Annotated in this window: 16 protein-coding genes; 7 read left to right on the top strand and 9 right to left on the bottom strand. The window is 51.6% G+C overall.

What is annotated here, in order from left to right; all coding sequences use genetic code 11:
- Nucleotides 1-270: 270 nt before the first annotated feature.
- Entirely contained in the window at nucleotides 271-966 is a 696-nt protein-coding gene (locus tag EVJ23_RS13595; RefSeq protein ID WP_236633788.1) for a BglII/BstYI family type II restriction endonuclease, read from the top strand.
- Nucleotides 967-979: 13 nt separating this feature from the next.
- Here EVJ23_RS13595 and EVJ23_RS13590 read toward each other — a convergent pair whose 3' ends face one another.
- Both EVJ23_RS13590 and EVJ23_RS13585 read right to left on the bottom strand, forming a co-directional pair.
- The gene (locus EVJ23_RS13590; RefSeq protein WP_131441306.1) at nucleotides 980-1,426 is read right to left on the bottom strand and encodes a very short patch repair endonuclease; all 447 of its coding nucleotides are present in this window, start codon (nucleotides 1,424-1,426) and stop codon (nucleotides 980-982) included.
- A gap of 55 nt (nucleotides 1,427-1,481) precedes the next feature.
- Nucleotides 1,482-2,852, bottom strand: coding sequence for a Sau3AI family type II restriction endonuclease (locus EVJ23_RS13585; RefSeq protein WP_131466074.1), 1,371 nt, complete (start codon nucleotides 2,850-2,852; stop codon nucleotides 1,482-1,484).
- Between the two features lie 143 nt (nucleotides 2,853-2,995).
- Here EVJ23_RS13585 and dcm point away from each other — a divergent pair, with 143 nt between their 5' ends.
- From dcm to mgtA, 3 genes are all read left to right on the top strand, one after another.
- Nucleotides 2,996-4,330, top strand: coding sequence for a DNA (cytosine-5-)-methyltransferase (gene dcm, locus EVJ23_RS13580; RefSeq protein WP_131441304.1), 1,335 nt, complete (start codon nucleotides 2,996-2,998; stop codon nucleotides 4,328-4,330).
- A gap of 152 nt (nucleotides 4,331-4,482) precedes the next feature.
- Nucleotides 4,483-4,944, top strand: a complete 462-nt coding sequence (locus tag EVJ23_RS15315) for a cation-transporting P-type ATPase (RefSeq protein ID WP_201739020.1) — start codon at nucleotides 4,483-4,485, stop codon at nucleotides 4,942-4,944.
- Nucleotides 4,934-7,003, top strand: coding sequence for a magnesium-translocating P-type ATPase (gene mgtA, locus EVJ23_RS13575; protein ID WP_201739019.1), 2,070 nt, complete (start codon nucleotides 4,934-4,936; stop codon nucleotides 7,001-7,003). Before EVJ23_RS15315 ends, mgtA begins: the two co-directional genes overlap by 11 nt.
- 31 nt (nucleotides 7,004-7,034) lie before the next feature.
- Here mgtA and htpG read toward each other — a convergent pair whose 3' ends face one another.
- Both htpG and EVJ23_RS13565 read right to left on the bottom strand, forming a co-directional pair.
- The gene (gene htpG, locus EVJ23_RS13570) at nucleotides 7,035-8,903 is read right to left on the bottom strand and encodes a molecular chaperone HtpG (RefSeq protein ID WP_131466076.1); all 1,869 of its coding nucleotides are present in this window, start codon (nucleotides 8,901-8,903) and stop codon (nucleotides 7,035-7,037) included.
- A 301-nt stretch (nucleotides 8,904-9,204) separates the two neighbouring features.
- Nucleotides 9,205-9,831 carry a TetR/AcrR family transcriptional regulator gene (locus tag EVJ23_RS13565; RefSeq protein WP_131466078.1) on the bottom strand — a complete coding sequence of 209 codons (627 nt, stop codon included), beginning with the start codon at nucleotides 9,829-9,831 and terminating at the stop codon, nucleotides 9,205-9,207.
- Nucleotides 9,832-9,953: 122 nt separating this feature from the next.
- Between EVJ23_RS13565 and EVJ23_RS13560 the strand changes: the two genes are divergently transcribed.
- A complete protein-coding gene (locus EVJ23_RS13560; protein WP_131466080.1) occupies nucleotides 9,954-10,703 on the top strand; it encodes an SDR family NAD(P)-dependent oxidoreductase in 750 nt (249 codons plus the stop codon).
- 33 nt (nucleotides 10,704-10,736) lie between these two features.
- Here EVJ23_RS13560 and EVJ23_RS13555 read toward each other — a convergent pair whose 3' ends face one another.
- The 4 genes from EVJ23_RS13555 to EVJ23_RS13540 form a co-directional block, all read right to left on the bottom strand.
- Nucleotides 10,737-11,063, bottom strand: a complete 327-nt coding sequence (locus EVJ23_RS13555) for a hypothetical protein (RefSeq protein ID WP_131466081.1) — start codon at nucleotides 11,061-11,063, stop codon at nucleotides 10,737-10,739.
- A gap of 168 nt (nucleotides 11,064-11,231) precedes the next feature.
- Nucleotides 11,232-11,942 carry a 23S rRNA pseudouridine(2604) synthase RluF gene (gene rluF, locus EVJ23_RS13550; RefSeq protein WP_071398733.1) on the bottom strand — a complete coding sequence of 237 codons (711 nt, stop codon included), beginning with the start codon at nucleotides 11,940-11,942 and terminating at the stop codon, nucleotides 11,232-11,234.
- A 59-nt stretch (nucleotides 11,943-12,001) separates the two neighbouring features.
- Nucleotides 12,002-12,649: a C39 family peptidase gene (locus tag EVJ23_RS13545; RefSeq protein ID WP_131466083.1), complete on the bottom strand. Its 648-nt coding sequence runs from the start codon at nucleotides 12,647-12,649 to the stop codon at nucleotides 12,002-12,004.
- A 75-nt stretch (nucleotides 12,650-12,724) separates the two neighbouring features.
- Nucleotides 12,725-14,101 (bottom strand): YjiH family protein, encoded by a 1,377-nt coding sequence (locus tag EVJ23_RS13540; RefSeq protein WP_131466085.1) that lies wholly within the window; start codon nucleotides 14,099-14,101, stop codon nucleotides 12,725-12,727.
- Between the two features lie 275 nt (nucleotides 14,102-14,376).
- Here EVJ23_RS13540 and EVJ23_RS13535 point away from each other — a divergent pair, with 275 nt between their 5' ends.
- The gene (locus EVJ23_RS13535; RefSeq protein ID WP_131466087.1) at nucleotides 14,377-15,369 is read left to right on the top strand and encodes an MsnO8 family LLM class oxidoreductase; all 993 of its coding nucleotides are present in this window, start codon (nucleotides 14,377-14,379) and stop codon (nucleotides 15,367-15,369) included.
- 39 nt (nucleotides 15,370-15,408) lie between these two features.
- On the opposite strand, the gene EVJ23_RS13530 is transcribed toward EVJ23_RS13535, so the two are convergent.
- The gene (locus tag EVJ23_RS13530) at nucleotides 15,409-15,720 is read right to left on the bottom strand and encodes a hypothetical protein (RefSeq protein WP_070328026.1); all 312 of its coding nucleotides are present in this window, start codon (nucleotides 15,718-15,720) and stop codon (nucleotides 15,409-15,411) included.
- Between the two features lie 155 nt (nucleotides 15,721-15,875).
- On the opposite strand from EVJ23_RS13530, the gene EVJ23_RS13525 reads away from it, so the two are divergent.
- Complete coding sequence (locus EVJ23_RS13525; protein ID WP_131466089.1) at nucleotides 15,876-19,070, top strand: EAL domain-containing protein; 3,195 nt, start codon at nucleotides 15,876-15,878, stop codon at nucleotides 19,068-19,070.
- Nucleotides 19,071-19,079: the final 9 nt, after the last annotated feature.

Raw genomic sequence — 19,079 nt, 5'->3', positions numbered from 1 at the left:
TACTAGAATAATTATAATGTAATACTAATTTCATATAACTAGGCGAAATTGTCAAGACGTATGCATGCTGCCTAAAAGGTTGATCTATCAACGTTAAATGGAAAAAAGGCTTGATAAAGGCAAAGAAAGCGATTACAAATCAAATGTGCTTTTGTTTTCAATCATGTATCCTGATAAAGTTATTATCAGGGTCGAGAGTTCGATTTGAATGAAGAGAAGCATCTCATTCTCGCCATGAGGCATATCATTATCAATTACTAACAGAGAAGAGTGAATCAATTGAAATATAGAATCCATTCACATCGATTTGGAGAAACCATTCTAAAAAATGATGCGGCATTCACTGAAATCTGGTCAGAAATTCATGACATCATCCAGTCGATCAGTGATGATGCAATCATCAAGAAATTCGAGGAGAAGTACGCGAGCAAGAACAAAAGTCTATCCAAGGCCTTGAATGAGCTGTTCAAATCAGAGTTTTTAAAAAGGGGATGGGCGAGTGAGAGTCCGATATTTCAAGACCGTGACTATTCCGAGAATGTGTGGCGCCTCGATTTTGCCAAAGACAATATTTCGCTAGAGGTCGGATTCAACCATTCGGGTACGATTGCCTGGAATCTGTTGAAACCGGTCATTGCAAGCGAGCTGAACCATGTAGAAAAAGCAATCCAAACAAGGATTGGCGTGATCATCTGCGCGACGCAGCGACTTCAGCGTGCAGGGAATTTCGACAACGCCATCGGGACGTTTGAGAAATACGTCCACCATTTGAAGCCATTGAACACGCAACTAACTGTACCGATCGTCATCATCGGACTCGAGGCGCCTGAGACGTTTAGGATTGTTGAGTACTTGAACGAAAATGGCGAAAAAAGAGGCCGTGTAGAGGAATTCTACACGAACCTGATTGTCGATGATGCGACAGAGACCTATGATGAACCATTGTTTGACGAGGATTTAGACTGATGCGTTTGAAGCATCAACCACTTCGTCTATGTCGATTGTTTTTGGCCATATCGACGAAATGAGTGATGGTATATATCACGTGATCAAAATCTTCATTGACCTGGTGCTCCCAAAACCGGAGGATAATCCAACCTTCTTCTACATAATGTCGTGTGACGTCAGCATCTCGCTCGATGTTACGTCCAATCTTTTGGCGCCAGAATTCGGTGTTCGTCTTCGGCAGTTTGAAGTGAAGGGGACAGCCATGCCAATAACAAGAGTCCAGAAAGACGACGACGTGTAGGCCGGGGAATGAGATGTCAGGTGTCCCATAAAGCTTCCGATTGTTCTTTCGGTATCGATATCCAGCAGCCCAAAGTGCCTTCCGGACTTTCACTTCCATCTTCGTGTCCTTGCCACGGTTCCCGCTCATCGTCTTGAAGACGGCTGGACTCGAAGCCTTCGGTACGTTTCTGGCCATTCCCCCCACCTCCTTCTATTAAGAAGATTCCACTTGAGGGAGGGGAATACTCATGTTAAGCGTCCAGAATCTGCTGGATATAGTTTCTATCCAACCAAAATGATTGTTTTGTGATCCATTGACCATCTGGGAGTCTAACTTTATCTTTTCCATTGAGAGCTTTTGAGCGGACGTGTGCCACACGATTGAATTTTGGACCGGGAAGATTGTTTTTGACGCCTCGTTTCATTGGCGTCAACTGAACTCCTGCTTGAACGATATTTTTTGTCTCGAGCCACATCGACTTCAATTCTCTATCAACGGTCTCGAGCGGCATGTTCCATAAGCGTATCCCTTCAAATCGAGGGATACGTTTTTGTTTAGACACGTACTCTTCATCGTATCGGAAGACGAGGAGAAGATACTTCTGTTCAGCGAACGTGTCGTACAGGGCGGACTCTTCCCACTCATCTCGATGCAAGTCATCGAAATCGACCTTCCCGAACGACATATGTTCTCGTATAGATCTGTTGGGCTCACGACCGACCGTCTTGAACTTTATTCCGGCTTTCGCAAACTCTTCAATACTAGATAGGTCGGTTCCTCTCACGCCTAATAGTCGAGCCATCACTCTTGGGATCATCGCCTTGTTTCCTGGGTTATACCGGATGCCGGTTTCTTCACATAGTTCGAGCACTGTCTTCCCGTAATGAGGGGATAGTCGGGCCTCGAGGAGCTGCTCGAGGGACATCTCTTTCAGCTCACCATGTGAGGCGATCGATTCCATCAGCTCCGGGGTCAGGTACTGCCGGACTAGTCCAGACATATAGGATGCCTTGAGCGAGAAGGCTCGCGGTTTTGCGGGTTGTTCTGAGAACGGTTGGCTACGGACGACCGAGCCGTTCGCCCCTTTCGTGCAGGCTGACAAGTACATCGTATCTGCCTCGGAAATTAAATGGGCCTCTCCACGTTTGATTTTTGCGACAATCGTCTCCCAGTCCTGTCGCATCACATCTAAATCTTCTTCGGAGAACTCGTTCAAGAACGCCTTATAGATACGGTAGTCGTCAATCGGAATATCTGGCTCGTATTGATAAAGCATGATGAGCATGCTCGTTGCTTTCGATAGGAAGCTCGACGTCTCGAACGAATATCCGTGCTCGTTATGATAATCAATCATGTTCAAAACAAGCCGTTCTTTTGATGAATATGTACCATTCTTATTTTTCTTGAAAGGTGTGACCTTCAACTCGATACCGAGCTCTTCGAAGTCAGGCCGTGCATCCGAGTTGATTGGGTATCCGAAGTGGCTCTCCTCGATGATATGTCCGAGGGCGCCTTTCGACCGAACGTTCTTGATGCGTCCGGTCGTGTCGATTTCGCCGAAAGTCTTCCCCTCGGCCTCTCTCGCTTTATCCATAAGCTCTTGTATCGTTTCGTAGCGCAAAAAAAAGACCTCCTGAAATTTACATTTATAACCATTATAGCGTATCGGTTGATCGATTTCACCGTTCGTGATACACTAATTCCATTGAGTAAATATAAAAAATAGAGTAAATTTAAGATAGAAAATACGAAAGGGTGTTCCCATTGATTAAAGTAGTTGAGTTATTTGCCGGTGTAGGAGGTTTCCGCATCGCACTTGAAGGGATTAAAGACGTGAATGCCGAGCCTACATCTGACAAATTCGATGTGGTTTGGGGCAATCAATGGGAACCGGCGACGAAGAGTCAACCGGCCTTCGATTGCTACGCCGAACGTTTCAAAGGACGAGGCATGCATATGAACGAGGATATCGCCTTGTCTTGGATGGAGGCCGGCCCACACCATCTGTTGGTCGGTGGCTTCCCGTGCCAGGACTATAGCGTGTCGCGCAGCTTGAAGAACGAGCAAGGACTCCAAGGGAAGAAAGGCGTCCTGTTCTGGGAAATCATGAACATCATCGAGCAGGAGAAACCGCCTTATGTTCTATTGGAGAACGTGGATCGACTCATGAAATCTCCGGCCAAACAACGTGGTCGTGACTTCAGTGTCATGCTTCGGGCTTTCGCTGACCAAGGTTATACGGTCGAGTGGCGCGTCATCAATGCGGCCGATTATGGATTCGCGCAACGTCGTCGCCGCATCTTCATCTTCGCTACACGGGAAGATTTGAATCACTCGGAACGAGCAAGGAAAGCGAACCCGGAAGAATGGTTACTCGAGTCAGGATTCTTTGCACCTGCTTTCCATGTGCACGAACTGACGAGCGAGAAGCATCCGGGAGCAGATTTCCAACTGCCGGAAGATATCGTCGAGATTTCCGATACGTTCTCGGCAACATATCGCAACGCGGGAATTATGACCGGTGGTAGAGTGACGACGCTTGAGACGCTACCGAAACGAGAGACGCCTAAAACGCTCGGAGAAGTCGTAAAAGAGGTCTATGAACAGTTCGGGCCTGCACCGGAACAGTATTATTTGGACACCGAGACGATTAAAAAATCGGGTCGGAATGAGCAGGAAGAGCTTGCTTACTTGAAAGGACCGAAGAAGATCGAGCGGACCTCGGCGAGCGGGCACGTCTACATCTATGCTGAAGGTGGCATGTCTTATCCGGACTCGCTCGACCTTCCTGGACGAACGATGTTGACGAGCGAAGGGACTTGCAACCGTTCGAGCCATGTCATCGAGGACCCACAGACGAAGAAGCTTCGTTACTTGCGCCCTGAGGAGTGTGAGGGGCTAAACGGATTCCCTTATGGATGGACGGAGACGATGACCGATCGCAAACGTTACTTCACGATGGGGAACGCACTCGTCGTCGGATTGATTGAACGGATGGGCCACCGGATTGCGGAGGTTCATGAACAAGAGGACGATCAAAACATCTTGCAGGAAGCAATTCAGATGCAGTTGTTAGGAACCTATAATAATTTACGCTAATAGAAATGCGTCGACCATGCGAATGGAGGCGCATTTCTTTATTTTTTGCTTAAAGTTGAACGAAAACAAATCAAGCATCTCATCTAAAAACGGGAATACAACTCATGTAGCCACGTCCATATTCATTTTCATTATGAAAGAAGGCAACGGTCATGAGAGATGTCCAGACAGATGAATATTGGTCCCGTCCTTCTATTGACTTAATCCAAGCACTCGACTCATCAACTCACGGTCTCAGTTCTACTGAGGCCAAGCGTCGTCAAGTCGAATTTGGATTAAATGCGCTCGCCAAAGAACGCCGTTTTACCCGGCTTGCGCTATTGCTTGGACAATTTAAAAGTCCGATCATTCTCATTCTGCTCGGAGCGACGCTCATCTCGGCACTAACGGGTGACTATATCGATGCGGGCATCATTCTAACAATCATCTTGGCGAGTGCCGTCCTCAGTTATTTTCAAGAATTTCATGCGAGCAAAGCGGTTGAAGAATTGCGTGACAAAGTGAAAGTCCACGTCTTAGTTTGGCGTGATGGCAACTTGATTGACGTGCCTGCCATTGAATTAGTACCCAGGCGACGTCGTCGAACTGTCGGCAGGGAGCTTGGTGCCGGCTGATGGGATTCTTCTGACGAGCGAGCATTGTTTCGTCAATCAGTCGATGCTGACCGGGGAGTCGGGTGCGGTCAAAAAACAAGTCGGCGTGACGGCGCCTGACCAGTCGTTAGAACAACGCTTCAACTGCGTCTATATGGGAACAAGTGTCCAAAGCGGGAACGCGGCGATGCTCGTCGTTCACACGGGACGGACGACCGAATACGGTGAAATCGCGAAGCGGTTGACGCTCCGCCCTCCGGAGACGGAGTTCGAACGAGGAATCCGTCATTTCGGTTATCTGTTGACGCGCATCATGCTCGTGCTGACACTTGTCGTCTTCGCTATCAACGTTTGGTTCGAGCGGGATGTCATCGACTCGCTCTTGTTTGCTGTGGCGCTTGCGGTCGGTATCACACCGCAACTTCTCAGTGCCATCATCAGTATCACACTATCCCAAGGGTCACGAGCAATGGCGCAAGAAGGGGTCATCGTTCGCAAATTGACCGCCATCGAGAACTTTGGGGGCATGGACGTACTATGTACGGACAAGACGGGGACGCTGACGGAAGGACAAATTCGAATCGACGATGCAGTCGATTCGAGTGGGGTCTCCTCGGACGAGGTGTTCCGAGCCACCTATTTGAACGCCACGCTCCAGACGGGAATGAAGAACGACTTAGACGATATGATTCGCCGCCACCGCCAGATCGACGTGGCGGCAGTGACGCGTCTCGGGGAAGTCCCGTTCGACTTCATGCGAGAGCGCTTGAGCGTTATCGTGCAAGACGGGCAGGACGTTCGCATGCTGGCGAAAGGTGCCTTCCATAGTGTGCTCGATACGTGTGACCATGTATGGAAGCACGCGACGAGCCACCCGCTCGACTCGTTCGCGCGAATGGAGCTAGAAGTTCAATTTGAAAACTGGAGCGCCCAGGGCATCCGGGTGCTCGGGGTTGCGGAAAAACGAGTGACGATTCGTGACGAGTACAGTGTCGACGATGAGACCGGTATGACGTTCATCGGTTTCTTGCTCATATTCGACCATCCGAAAGCTGATGTCGCCGAAACGATCCGTCAACTTGTCTCACACGGTGTCGACCTCCGGATCATCACAGGCGATAACGCTTCGATCGCACTTCACACCGCTGAAGCCGTCGGTCTGCAAGTCACCGGTGTCCTGACCGGGAAAGACTTGGTTCGAATGTCGGACGAGGCATTGTGGCAAAAAATCGAGACGACGACACTCTTTGCCGAGGTCGACCCGAACCAAAAAGAACGGATTATTTTGGCGCTCAAGAAAAACGGGCACGTCGTCGGGTACATGGGTGACGGAATCAATGACGTACCGGCGCTCCATGCGGCCGACGTCAGTCTGACGGTCGAGAATGCGGTCGATATCGCCAAAGAGTCGGCTGATTTGGTACTCGTTCGAAAGAGCCTGCGCGTCTTGCTGCGCGGTATCGTCCTCGGCCGGACGACGTTTGCGAACACGCTCAAATACATTATGGTGACGACGAGCGCCAACTTCGGGAACATGTTCAGCATGGCCGGGGCCTCGTTGTTCTTACCGTTTTTGCCGCTGTTACCGAAACAGATTCTCATGATCAACTTCTTGAGCGACTTCCCGGCCCTGGCCATTTCACAAGATAGAGTCGACACCGAGGATGTGCGTGTGCCCAGACGATGGGATTTGAAAGAAGTGCGGCGCTTCATGATCGTCTTCGGACTCGTCAGTTCCTTATTCGACTACACGGTGTTTTTAGTGTTGATCGTCTTATTCAATGCGAACGAGTCCGTGTTTCAAAGCGGTTGGTTCGTCTTCTCGATTTTGACCGAGCTGCTCATCTTGATGATCATGCGGACACGCCGGATTCTGTATCACAGTCGTCCGGCTCCGATCCTCTTATTCGCGTCGATCCTTGTCGGTGCGGTCGCGATTGTCGTGCCTTATTTGCCGAACGCGTCGTTGCTCGGCCTCTATCCGTTACCGTTCCCGATTCTATTCACGTTACTCGGGCTGCTGGTCGGCTATGTCTTGCTCAACGAAGCGGTGAAACGCTGGTTTTATCGGAAAACATAAAAAGGCAGAGGTCGCCCTCTGCCTTGATTCATCATTCTGCCATTAACGCACATACTGCATTCGAATACGCTACCGGGTCTTCAAGTGGCAATCCTTCGATGAGGAGTGCTTGCTGGTAAAGAAGATCGGTATATTGTTTCGCTTTCGCCTCGTCTTCCGTATAGACGCGTTGCAACGTTTGGAAGATGGCGTGGTCGGCGTTCACTTCGAGCACTTTTTCTGCTTTCATGCCGCCGCCGTTCGGCATCGTGTTCATGATCTTCTCCATCTCGATCGAGACGTCACCTGCGACCGTCAAGCAGACCGGGTGCGACTTGAGACGAGTTGACGCGCGCACTTCTTTGACGCGATCGCCGAGCTCGGTCTTCATGAAGGCGAACAAGTCTTTATTGTCTTCATTGAGCGAATTCGCCGCCTCATCGTCGAGACCGAGGTCACCGCTCGCGACCGACTTGAACTCTTTGTCTTCATATGACTGGAGCACTTTGATAGCGAACTCGTCGATCTCTTCCGTGAGGTAGAGGATCTCGAAGCCTTCTTCTTTCAAACGTTCCGTTTGCGGAAGAAGGTCGATACGATGGATCGATTCGCCCGTCGCGTAATAGATGTACTTTTGGTCCTCTTTCATGCGCTCGACGTATTCTTTCAGCGAGACGAGCTTTTTCTCGTTCGACGAGTGGAAGAGGAGCAAGTCCTTCAACTCATCCTTCGCGGCGCCGAACTGGTCGTAGACGCCGAACTTGATTTGGCGGCCGAACGCGTCGAAGAACTTCTCATAGTCCTCGCGCTCATTCTGAAGCATCTTCTCGAGCATGCCTTTAATTTTCGACTTGACGTTCTTAGCGATGACGCGCAGTTGGCGGTCCTGCTGCAACATCTCCCGGGAAATGTTGAGCGATAGGTCTTCTGAGTCGACCATCCCTTTGACGAAACCGAAGTAGTCCGGCAATAAGTCAGGCGATTTCTCCATGATCAAGACGCCGTTCGAGTAGAGCTCGAGCCCTTTCTCGAACTCTTTCGTGTAGTAGTCGTACGGGACCGTCGATGGGATATAGAGGATCGACTGATAGCGGATCGAACCGTCGACGTTCAAGTGGAGATGTTTGAGCGGCTCGTCGAAACCGTAGCGCTTCTCGTGGTAGAACGCCGTGTAGTCCTCGTCCGTCAGTTCGTTCTTCCGCTTGCGCCAAATCGGGACCATACTGTTGATCGTCTCTTCTTCGACGTAGTCCTCGAATTCTTCCGAGTCGTCTTTTGGACGGTGTTTCGTCACGTCGAGCTTGATCGGGTAGCGGATGAAGTCCGAATGCTTCTTGATGAGCGAGCGGATCTCATATTCCTCTAAGAACGAAGAATACGTATCGTCTTCGGTGTCGGCTTTCAAGTGTAAGACGATTTCTGTTCCGATCTCTTGTTTAGACGTCGGCTCGATCGTATAGCCATCGATGCCGTCTGACTCCCAAAGATATCCTTGGTCACTATCGACTGAACGGGTCCGGACCGTCACACGGTCGGCGACCATGAACGCGGAGTAGAAACCGACGCCGAATTGACCGATCAGGCTGTGGTCTTCTTCCATCTTCGTCGCCTGCTTCATTGCGAGCGAACCGCTCTTGGCGATGATCCCGAGGTTCGATTCGAGTTCGTCTTCCGTCATCCCGATCCCGGTGTCACGGATTGTGACGGTGCGTGCGTCTTTGTCGAGTTCGACTTTGACGAAATAGTCGTCCTTGTTGAAGTCGATCGCCTCGTCCGAGAGGGCGCGGTAATACATCTTGTCGATGGCGTCACTCGCGTTCGAGATGAGCTCACGCAGGAAGATGTCCTTATGTGTATAGATTGAGTGGACCATCAACTCTAAAATTCGTTTCGATTCGGCTTGAAACTGTTTCTTTGTCATGACCGTTCTCCTTTGTCGTTCGATTTTGGCACTCTTTACATAAGAGTGCTAACACTCTTCATTATCCTAATTTTTGGAGAGATGTCAAGGTAGATGAAAACAAAAGATTGACGACGAAGCATCATTCGAGTATTGTTGAGTACATGCGATGAGCTGGTCTATGTAAGACGGCGGACATTCCTTCGGGAGCACGTTGTGGAGCGTGGTTCGACGCGGTAGACTTTTCGAGAGCACCTCTTTAGAGAGGTGCTCATTTTTTTTGCCTAAACATCAAGCCCCTTCAATTGCGAAGGGGCTTTTGTCATGCCCGCACGTAAGCGAGCAGCATCTCTTTCAAGACGCGCTGTTGGATCGTCGGGTCGATATCTTTCTCTAAATAGCTGATGTGCGACTTCAAGATGATGTTGTTGCCGAACGTGCCGAACGCGTTGATGACGGTGATGACCGTCTCTTTCACGTCGATATCGTGACGGAACGACCCGTCCGTCCGCCCGTCTTGGATGAGCGGCTCGAGCGTCGCCATGATTTGGCGCTGCAGTTCGATATAGCCGTCGATTCCAGGGAGCGGGGAGGCGACGAACGAGGCGTAGCTCTCGAACGCCTCGCGGAATCGGGAGTGGCTCGTCTGACGCAGCTGTTGCCCAAGCAAATAATCGAGTATTGCTTCTAGTCTTGAATAAGCGTCTCCAGGATGCGCCGTCAATTCCTTGAAGACATGCAGCGTCGGTGTCAAGTTATGGATGGCGGCCGCGACGATCAGTTGATCTTTTTTCGGGAAATAGCGGAACAGCGTTGCCACCCCGATGTTTGCAGCGTCGGCGATGTCCTGCATTTGGACGCGCTCAAACCCGTCTTTCAAAAAAAGTGTCTCAGCTTGATCGATGATGTGATTCAAGCGCTCTTCTTTATTTTGTTGTCGTTTGTTCATCTAATCACCTCTTTGTTGTCTCGTCATTATAACGTGTTCAGGCAGTTTCGTTGAGAATCAAATGTGCCTCGTCTATTATTATGATAGTTAGACTATCATATTTTAAGAATGGAGAGAATTTAATGCGGTTAAAGGGGAAAGTTGCGGTCATCACAGGTGCAGGCAGTGGTATGGGAGAAGCGACGGCGAAATTGTTCGCAAAAGAAGGGGCGACGGTCGTCGCGACCGATATCAATCTTGAAGCAGTAGCGAACGTCGTCGAGTCGATTCGAGCGCAGGACGGGGAGGCGCTTGCGATTCGCCATGACGTAACATCACGTACGGATTGGGAGAAGGTTTACGCAGAAGTCCAAGCAACGTGCGGCAAGCTCGACATTCTCGTCAACAACGCTGGCATCGCGCTCGCTAAACCATTTTTACAGCAGACAGAAGACGACTGGGCGCGGACGTATCGCATCAACATCGATGGCGTCATGCTCGGAACACAATATGCGATCCCGCTCATGGAGAAAAATTACGGCGGCTCGATCGTCAACATCTCATCAATTTCGGCGTTGACCGGTATGGCCGGAGCAGGAGCGTATACGGCATCGAAAGGTGCGGTCCGCTCGCTCACGAAAGCAGCAGCCGTCGATTACGGCAAACATAACATTCGCGTCAACTCGGTCCACCCGGGCTATATCGTCACGCCGATGAGCGCGCCGCATATGGAGCATCCGGACTATAAACAGCATTTCTTGAATCAAGTCGCCTTGCCGAACTTAGGGACGGCGCATGAGGTGGCGGCAGCCGTCTTGTTCCTCGCGTCAGACGAGGCGAACCATATCACCGGCATCGAGCTCCCGGTCGATGGGGGCGTCACGGCTAAATAAAAGTAGGGTCTCATCTGAGGCCCTACTTTTTCGCTACTCCAAAATCCCGACAAGTTCCATGACGAGCAGGACGAACAATCCTGAACCGAGGACGGCCGCGAAGAAGACGAGGACGGCGTACTCTTTTTGTTTCAAGATGGCCCACCAGCCGGTCACGAACGCCCCGAGTCCGAGTACGAAGAACGTGGTCATGTAGCTGAGCCGAAGCATGTGTGCGGCGTTGTCGCTCCAAAGCGTTGACGTGAACGTCGTGTCGAAGTTGTCGAGCAACAAGAACGGCACGTACATGGCGAGGAACAAGCAAATGAGAATGATCGACCACTTGCCGACCGAGGTGCGGGGGAACAAGGCGCCATTCATGACGATTCACCTCTTTTCCGTTACAAAATCATCTGTATAGAACTATTCCCGTTTTGGTGAACGTTTGACTATTTTTCGCCTAAACGACATGAGATCGTCGGAACTAGAGAAACGATTGTCTTTCTCTATGAACGCTTACAAGCCCAGACAAAAGCGTCTGGGCTTGTTTCAGTACCATTCTTTCGGTTCGTAATTCAATTCGCGGAACAACTGCTCGCGCTCTTTTTTCGATAAGTCGCGCCATTGTCCGGGCGGGAGCTTGCCGAGCGTGATGTTCATGACGCGCACGCGTTGAAGGCGGTATACCTCGTAACCGAGCGTCTCACACATACGGCGGATCTGGCGGTTCAGTCCTTGCGTGAGCGTGATGTTGAAGTCGAACTTCGACAGCGGATGAACTTTACACGGTAACGTCTTCTGGCCGAGGATTTTGACGCCCGCTTCCATCTGTTCGACGAACTCTGGTGTGATCGGCTTGTCGACCGAGACGATGTATTCCTTCTCGTGCTCGCCCTCGGCGCGAAGAATTTCGTTGACGATATCGCCGTCGTTCGTCATCAAGATGAGCCCTTCTGAGTCTTTATCGAGCCGTCCGATGTTGAAGATGCGGAGCGGGTGGTTGACGAGGTCGACGAGGTTGCCTTTGACTTTCTTCTCCGTCGTGCTCGTGACGCCGACCGGCTTGTGAACAGCGATGTAGACGTTGTTGCGGGCGACGCGGGCGGCCGAACCGTTGACGAGTACTTCGTCACCTGGGTTTACTTGGTCCCCGATTTTCGCTTTCTTCCCGTTGATCGTGACCCGTCCTTCTTCGACGAGACGATCGGCTTGGCGGCGGGACGCCTTGCCGGATTCACTAATAAATTTGTTAATACGCATGGTTACACGTCCTTATGAAATGATACTTCACTATACCGCATTTAGAGGGGGGATCACAATTACTGTCCGCTAGGAGGAAGGACGCGGGTGATGCTGCCCCAAAAGTTGAACTCGTTGAAGTCGATATAACGGATATTCTGTGAGCGATTGTCGAGCACCTCGAGCAAGACGACATCCGGGAAGCCGGGCTTTTTAAAGATCATATAGCCGATTCCCGTGACGGAATGATTTTTATAAAATCCGTTCGCCATGTTCAAAATGAACGGTCGACCGGCGGCCAGTTCCCGTTCGAACGTCGACCACTTCCATAAATAGCGGGAACTCCCGTGCCCAGCATAGCCATAACGGGACCAGAGTTTTGTGATGATCGCACTGATTCGTGTCGGCGGTGTCCCTTTCTCGTCTTTGAACTGATGGGCGAGGGCGATCTCGCGCGCGTCTTGTTGGAGTTGAAACACGTCGTCAGGGATGTTGGGATAGCCGTGGTCATGGTAATAACGGAAAATGGCCGTCATCGATGTGAGGGTACAATTATTCTTCCCACCGTTGAACGCTTTTTGAAGCAACGCCGGGACCCCGTCGACCCGTTGCTTAGATTTCACCGTCCAATGTCCATGATAGCGGTCGTTCACATACGCTTCCGGGTCGATGATGCCGGCATAGCTTTTTTTCGCAATCTCGAGCTGTCCGGCGTAATGATGTTCCATGGCGCACCCCTCCCTTTTCTCTATTATACAAACAACGCCTCTTCTCAGGGAAATATGAGAAGAGGCGTTCTGTCGTCAAAATACCAAGTGGGCGATCCCGACGACGATCGGGAGCGTGATGAACGTCCGGAGCAAGAAGATGAGGACGAGGTCGAAGAATGAAATCGGAAGTTTCGACCCGAGGAGCAGTCCCCCGACTTCCGACATGAAGATGAGCTGCGTGACCGATACAGTGGCGATGATGAACCGTGTCATCTCGCTCTCGATACCGCTGCCGAGCACGGCTGGCAAGAACATGTCGGCGAAACCGACGACCATCGTCTGAGCGGCGGCTTCCGCCTCCGGCACTTGCAACAGCATCAGAATCGGTTCGAACGGTTTGCCGAGAATCGTAAATAGCGGCGTGTACTCAGCAGTGATGAGCGCGATCGTCCCGACGGCCATGACAATCGGCAAAATACCGAGCCACATGTCGAGCACGTTTTGGAAACCGTCTTTCAACGTGGCGACGAAGCTCTTGCTTGAGCGTGACTTGAGCAACGCTTGACGGAGTGCCCATTTCGGCATCGAGACGTTGGCCGGTACCGGCTCTTCCGGTTTCAACTCGGTCTCTTCATATGGGGTGTCGGCTTTTTTCGACAACGGATAAATTCGTGGCATGATGAGTGCTGCGACGATACCTGACACGACGATGGCGCCGTAATATTGTAAGAAGTAAGCATCGAGCTCCATATACGACAAGATGACGATTGTGAACGTGATCGAGACGACCGAGAACGTCGTGGCGATGACGGCGGCCTCCCGTTTCGTGTAGTAGCCGTTCTCATATTGTTTCGTCGTCAACAGAATCCCGATCGTCGCGTCACCGACCCAAGATGCGAGCGAGTCGAGCGAGGCCCGGCCCGGCAGTTTGAAGAGCGGGCGCATCACTTTGATGAGCATCGTCCCGACGAACTCGAGCAGGCCGAAGTTCAATAGGAGCGGCAGCAACATGCCGGCAAATAAGAACGTCGCGAACAAAATCGGGATCAAATCATACAGCAACAGGCCACCCGTGAACTCGGAGGTGATCATCTCCGGCCCGATCACGAGCAGCGTCATCACCCCGGCAATCAGACCGACGACCCGCATCCCGAACCAGAACGGCGTGACGTTGAACAGTGAATTGAAGTGTGGCCGCTCAAGGACGAACGCCGGTTTGGCCATGTACGTCCAAAGCGAACCGAGCACGGAAATGCCCATCATGATGACGGCGAGTGTCGGAACGACATCACCGATCAAACCGATCAACTGGTTTGACAAGAGAGCGACCGGGATGGTGAATCCGTCATCGGTCGGGATCGGCACGATGAAAAACATGAGACCGATTAAAGAAGGAATCAAAAATTTCAAAAAGTCGTTGGTCGTGAACGATGTCCCGTCTTGGCCAGGCTTGTTTGGTGTCTGATTCATGTTAGTTACCCCATTTCCCCGAAATAGTAGTTGGCGCATATCACCCGCATGTCCCCATCATGCGTTTCGTGATTTGCTATGAAGGAATCGCATCTTCTCGTTCATTATAAAGAAGGGGTTACGTGCCTAGCAACAATCCGTTGTAATTTTCTGAAAAAAGACAGCGTCACGATGAGCGGACTATTCGTATTGTCAAGTCGACTTTAGTATGATGACGGCGAGTCTTACAAAATCGAGATGTTCAACATATATACTATAAGGAGTGGATGATAACGATGAGATTAAGCGTCCTCGATCAAGCGCCGGTGACGTCCGGCCATACGTCAGAACATGCATTACAGAGCGCCGTCGAACTCGCCCAAGTGGCAGAAGAGTTAGGGTATTACCGGATGTGGATGGCTGAACACCACGGTGGCATGTCGTTCGCGAGTTCGGCCCCGGAAGTCATCGCGGCCTATATCGCTGCGAAGACGGAACGAATTCGTCTGGGGTCGGGCGGCATCATGATGATGCACTATTCGCCGCTCAAGATGGCCGAAGTGTTCAAGACGCTGAGCGCACTCGCACCAGGTCGAATCGACTTTGGGGTCGGCCGGGCCCCGGGTGGCGACGCCAACGCCATCTACGCGATGTCGCAAGGACAGAAGCCGATGATGGACGGACTATATGAGAAATTGCAGACGACACTCCAACTGATCAACGATGAGACGCCGGAAGAACGGTGGTACAAAACGACGCCGGCCGCACCGACCGGGGTGACGCTTCCTGAGGCTTGGCTGCTCGGGTCAAGCGGCAACAGCGCCGTCCAAGCCGGCCGCATGGGCGTCGGCTACTCGTTCGCCCAATTTTTTAACGGGGAACTGAGCAAAGACACGCTCGACACGTACCGGCATCACTTCACACCGTCAGCGTTCATGGAGAAGCCTGAAATCAATGTCACGTATCTCGTGACGACGGCCGAAACGGAGGAAGAGGCGGAATATTTGGCGCGTCCGTCCGACTTGTCACGCCTATTCCTGATGAGAGGGCAGCTGCGTCAACTGCTCAGCCCGGAAGCGGCCAACGATTACCCGCTCACCGAAGTCGACAAGATCCACATCGCCAACAACCGGGCCATCCATCTCGTCGGGACGCCAAAACAGATTGCGGTGCAATTGCAGGACGAGTCCGTGCAGTATGGCTTTGACGAGGCGATGATTTGCAGTATCCAACATACACAAGCACAGCGATTGAACGTCTACCGTCTGCTCGCGAAAGAACTCCTCTAACGAAACGCTCCTTCTCATATCGGGAAGGAGCGTTTTAGATTAGCGGAACAGTTGCATAAGCACGAACAAGGCGACGAGTCCGCCGAGAGAGACAGTAAAGAAGACGGCGACCGAGCGTTCGTGGTTGCGGAGGATGGTGTATAGACCGACGACGAACGCACCGAGGGCAGCGGCGATGGCTGACATCGAGAAGACGACACCCCATGTGTTATCGAACAAGGTGTCGAAGTTGAACGGTTGACCCGACTGGACGATGAGAGCAGAGACGACTAAGAGCAGAAAGACGGCGAGCAACAGGACAACGGACCATTTCCCTGGTCGCGTCTGTGGATAGACGTTCCGACTGAGCATGACGGTTCACCTCACTTTTCATCTAAACTCATTTACCTATACCCGATTTTTTTAGCTATTTCCAAAAATACTTTCCCTTTTTTTGAACGGTTTTATGAACAAGTCAGCGTAAAAGTTCTAAACTAAAAGAAATGGAGATTGTATGGAGGTAAAGTATGCAACAGATGAAGGCCGATCCACATTATTTGTTTGATGTATTCGTTCGCTTGTATCGAATGGTCTTTTTGATGGAAGTGACGCCGAAAGGGTATCGTTACGTCCGTGTCAGTGAGCAAGGGAAGCGCGCGTCGTCGCTTCCGGACGATGTGAGCGGTCGCTATTTGCACGAGATGTATGCGCCGGACGTCGCGAACGAGTTGATTTTGCACTATGATGTGGTCGTTTCGTCTCGTGAGCCGGTCTATTTCATGTCAAAGATGAACATAGAAGCCAACACCGCACGCTTCGCCTCATCCATGCTCATGCCGCTCGAGGACGCCACTGGAGAAGTGCGCTACGTTCTCGGTTTGACGACCGATTTGTCGGAAGATGCGGAGATGAAGCTACTCAGCAGCATCGAGAACATCGATTATTTGACGGGCATGCCGAACTTGATGAAAGTGAAGCTCGAGCTTGAAAAACTGTTCGCCACACGAGAGCGTGAGGAAGCGACGAGCGTCATGCGCTTCCATATCAACCGTTTTAAGATCATCCTGTCGCTCCAAGGGGTGGAGCGATCGCAACGTTTAATCAAAGAGATGACCCGTCACTTATCTGACTTGCTGCCGAAGGGCTCGATTATCGGCCGCGTCGACGGGGAAGATTTCATCGCTGTACTGCCGCATACCTCGATCGAGACAGCATACATGCATGGGGAACGTTTACTGGCGACAATCGCGGATTACACGTACCATGTTGCCGAGACCGAGTTCACCCTGTCCGGCTGTCTCGGTATCAGTTCTGGCAGTGAAGACGCCGACCAAGTGATCATGAACGCGTCGACGGCATTGCTAGAAGCAAGGCAAGCCGGTAAACAGATGATTAAAGTGTATGAGAAAGACGATTATATGCAGCATTACATCGACGAGATGACGATTGAGATGGAACTTCATAAAGGATTGAAGGCAGGCGAACTCGGCGTCGTCTATCAGCCGAAAGTAGACTGTCGGAATGGCGCCGTCCATTTCGAGGCGCTCGTCCGCTGGAAGAACACCGTGCTCGGAAACATTTCGCCTGAAACATTCATCAAAATTGCGGAGCAGTCACTGTTGATCGAGGACATCACTGAGTTCGTGTTCGAACGCGTCTGCCGCGATTTGAGCGATCGACCCGGGCTGTTCAACGGCCGCCGTGTCGCGGTCAACTTGTCCCCGGTCTTGTTCCGTCAAGACTACGTCCAAAGCAACCTGATCCCGCTTCTTAAAACGTATGACCTCTCAGCTGATCAGTTCGAGTTCGAGATCACGGAACATACGCTCATGCAGGAACCGCTCATCGGGATCCAGACAGTCGACTACTTGAAGGCGGCGGGATTCCGCATCTTGATTGATGACTTCGGCGTCAGCTATTCGTCACTCAACTATTTGAAGATGTTCGACATCGACGGCATCAAGATCGACCGGTCGTTCATTAGTCAGCTCGATAAAGACAACGGATTAAAAGAATATGAGATCGTCAAACTGATTGTCGCACTCGCTAAAAAACTGAACTTAGCAGTCACGGCGGAAGGTGTCGAGACGGAAGCACAGTACCGTGCAATCCAGCGCCTCGGATGCGACGACGTGCAAGGCTATTTCTTCAGCCGGCCGCTCTCGCTCTCTAACCTCGAGCCGGCACTTGAGACAATCGTCTGTCAATACGAGGCGCTGCGGTTAGACGGCTCGGACCGGTCCAAGTTAGCGGCACGGTTCGATGAGACAGAGGCCGAACGATTGAAAACAATCCTTCGGCTCGAAATTTTAGATACCCCGCGGGAAGAACGGTACGATCGCATCAGCCGACTCGTCGCGAAGACGCTCGAGATGCCGATCGCGCTCATCTCGATCCTGACAACGGACCGGCAGTGGATCAAATCGTGCCAAGGTACTAATTTCGAAAGTCCACCCCACATCGATCGGAAGTGGACGCTATGTGACCGCGTCGTGACCGGTCAGGGATCCCTCGTGATCGAAGACGTCAAAACCGCGGAGGCGTTGAGTGAGAATCCGTTGCTCGAAGGGATCGGCTTTTATGCGGGTGTGCCGCTTATGACGAGAAGCGGACACGTCATCGGAACGCTCTGCGTCACCGACGGAGTGCCCCGCTCGTTCGAGCATGAGGCGGTGCAGACGCTTGAAGATTTTGCGCGTTGGGTGATGGCCGAAATTGAATTGACCGAACAGGCACGTGCCCAAGAGCGGCGTCAACAGACACTCGAGTCGCTGTACGAGGTGACGGCCATCCAAGCCCCGTTTGCTGACAAGCTGAAGCGAATCCAAGAAGTGCTCAGGGAGTGGATCGGTTATTCGCATGCCGTCATCTTCTCGACAGAATCACGCCAGCGCGTCCTGTCCGCCGATGGGGATGCCTGGATCGATTGGACGGACGAGCGACTGCAGCACGTTCATGCGCTGGCGACGGTCGGGCATCAAAAATTGAAACGTTCGGAGCTCGTCCTCGAAGGGGTCGAATTCGCATCGATGATCAGCTTGCCGTTATCAAACGAAGGCAAGACGTTCGGATGGGTCGTCTTCCTGGCGGAGCAGGGCAGTTTAAACGATGTCGCCGATGCGGTGGCAATCCACGAGATGACGGACACGATCTTACTCGTGACCCGTTGGATGGAGAACGAGATTCGCCGAGAACGTAAACATCAGGAAGTGATCGAGCTCATCACAAAAGACGGGCTGACTAAATTGCCGAACCGTCACTCGCTCATGACGGACTTGAGACAGACGATGAATCGGAAACGGCCGGTGGCGCTCCTGTTCATCGATTTGGATGATTTCAAGCGAATCAACGATACGCACGGTCATCTCGTCGGCGATGAAGTGCTCGTCGAAGTGGCGAAACGTATCGGATCGTTCAGTCACATGCATGCAGGGAAAGCGTACCGGTTTGCCGGGGATGAGTTTTTGATTGTCATCGAGACAGGTCCGGAATCGCTTGAAGAAGCCGTTTTTGACCAACTATCGACCGTTATTTCCCGGGAAATAACGGTCGGGGACGGATTGGCGCTACATCTCTCGGCCAGTATTGGTGTCGCATATTCTGACGCTAGTTTGTCTTCCCTCGACACGCTCATCCATCACTCGGATGCGGCGATGTATATCGCTAAAAACGGTGGCGGGGACGGCTATTACGTATACGATTCGTATCAAGAGAACAAGTAGGGGGAAGTC

Origin of the sequence: Exiguobacterium sp. SH1S1 (genome assembly GCF_004337245.1) — a bacterium.
Lineage (GTDB): Bacteria > Bacillota > Bacilli > Exiguobacteriales > Exiguobacteriaceae > Exiguobacterium > Exiguobacterium aurantiacum_A.
The sequence above is the reverse complement of the archived record's forward strand: the minus strand, read 5'-3'. Positions and strand labels throughout refer to the sequence as shown.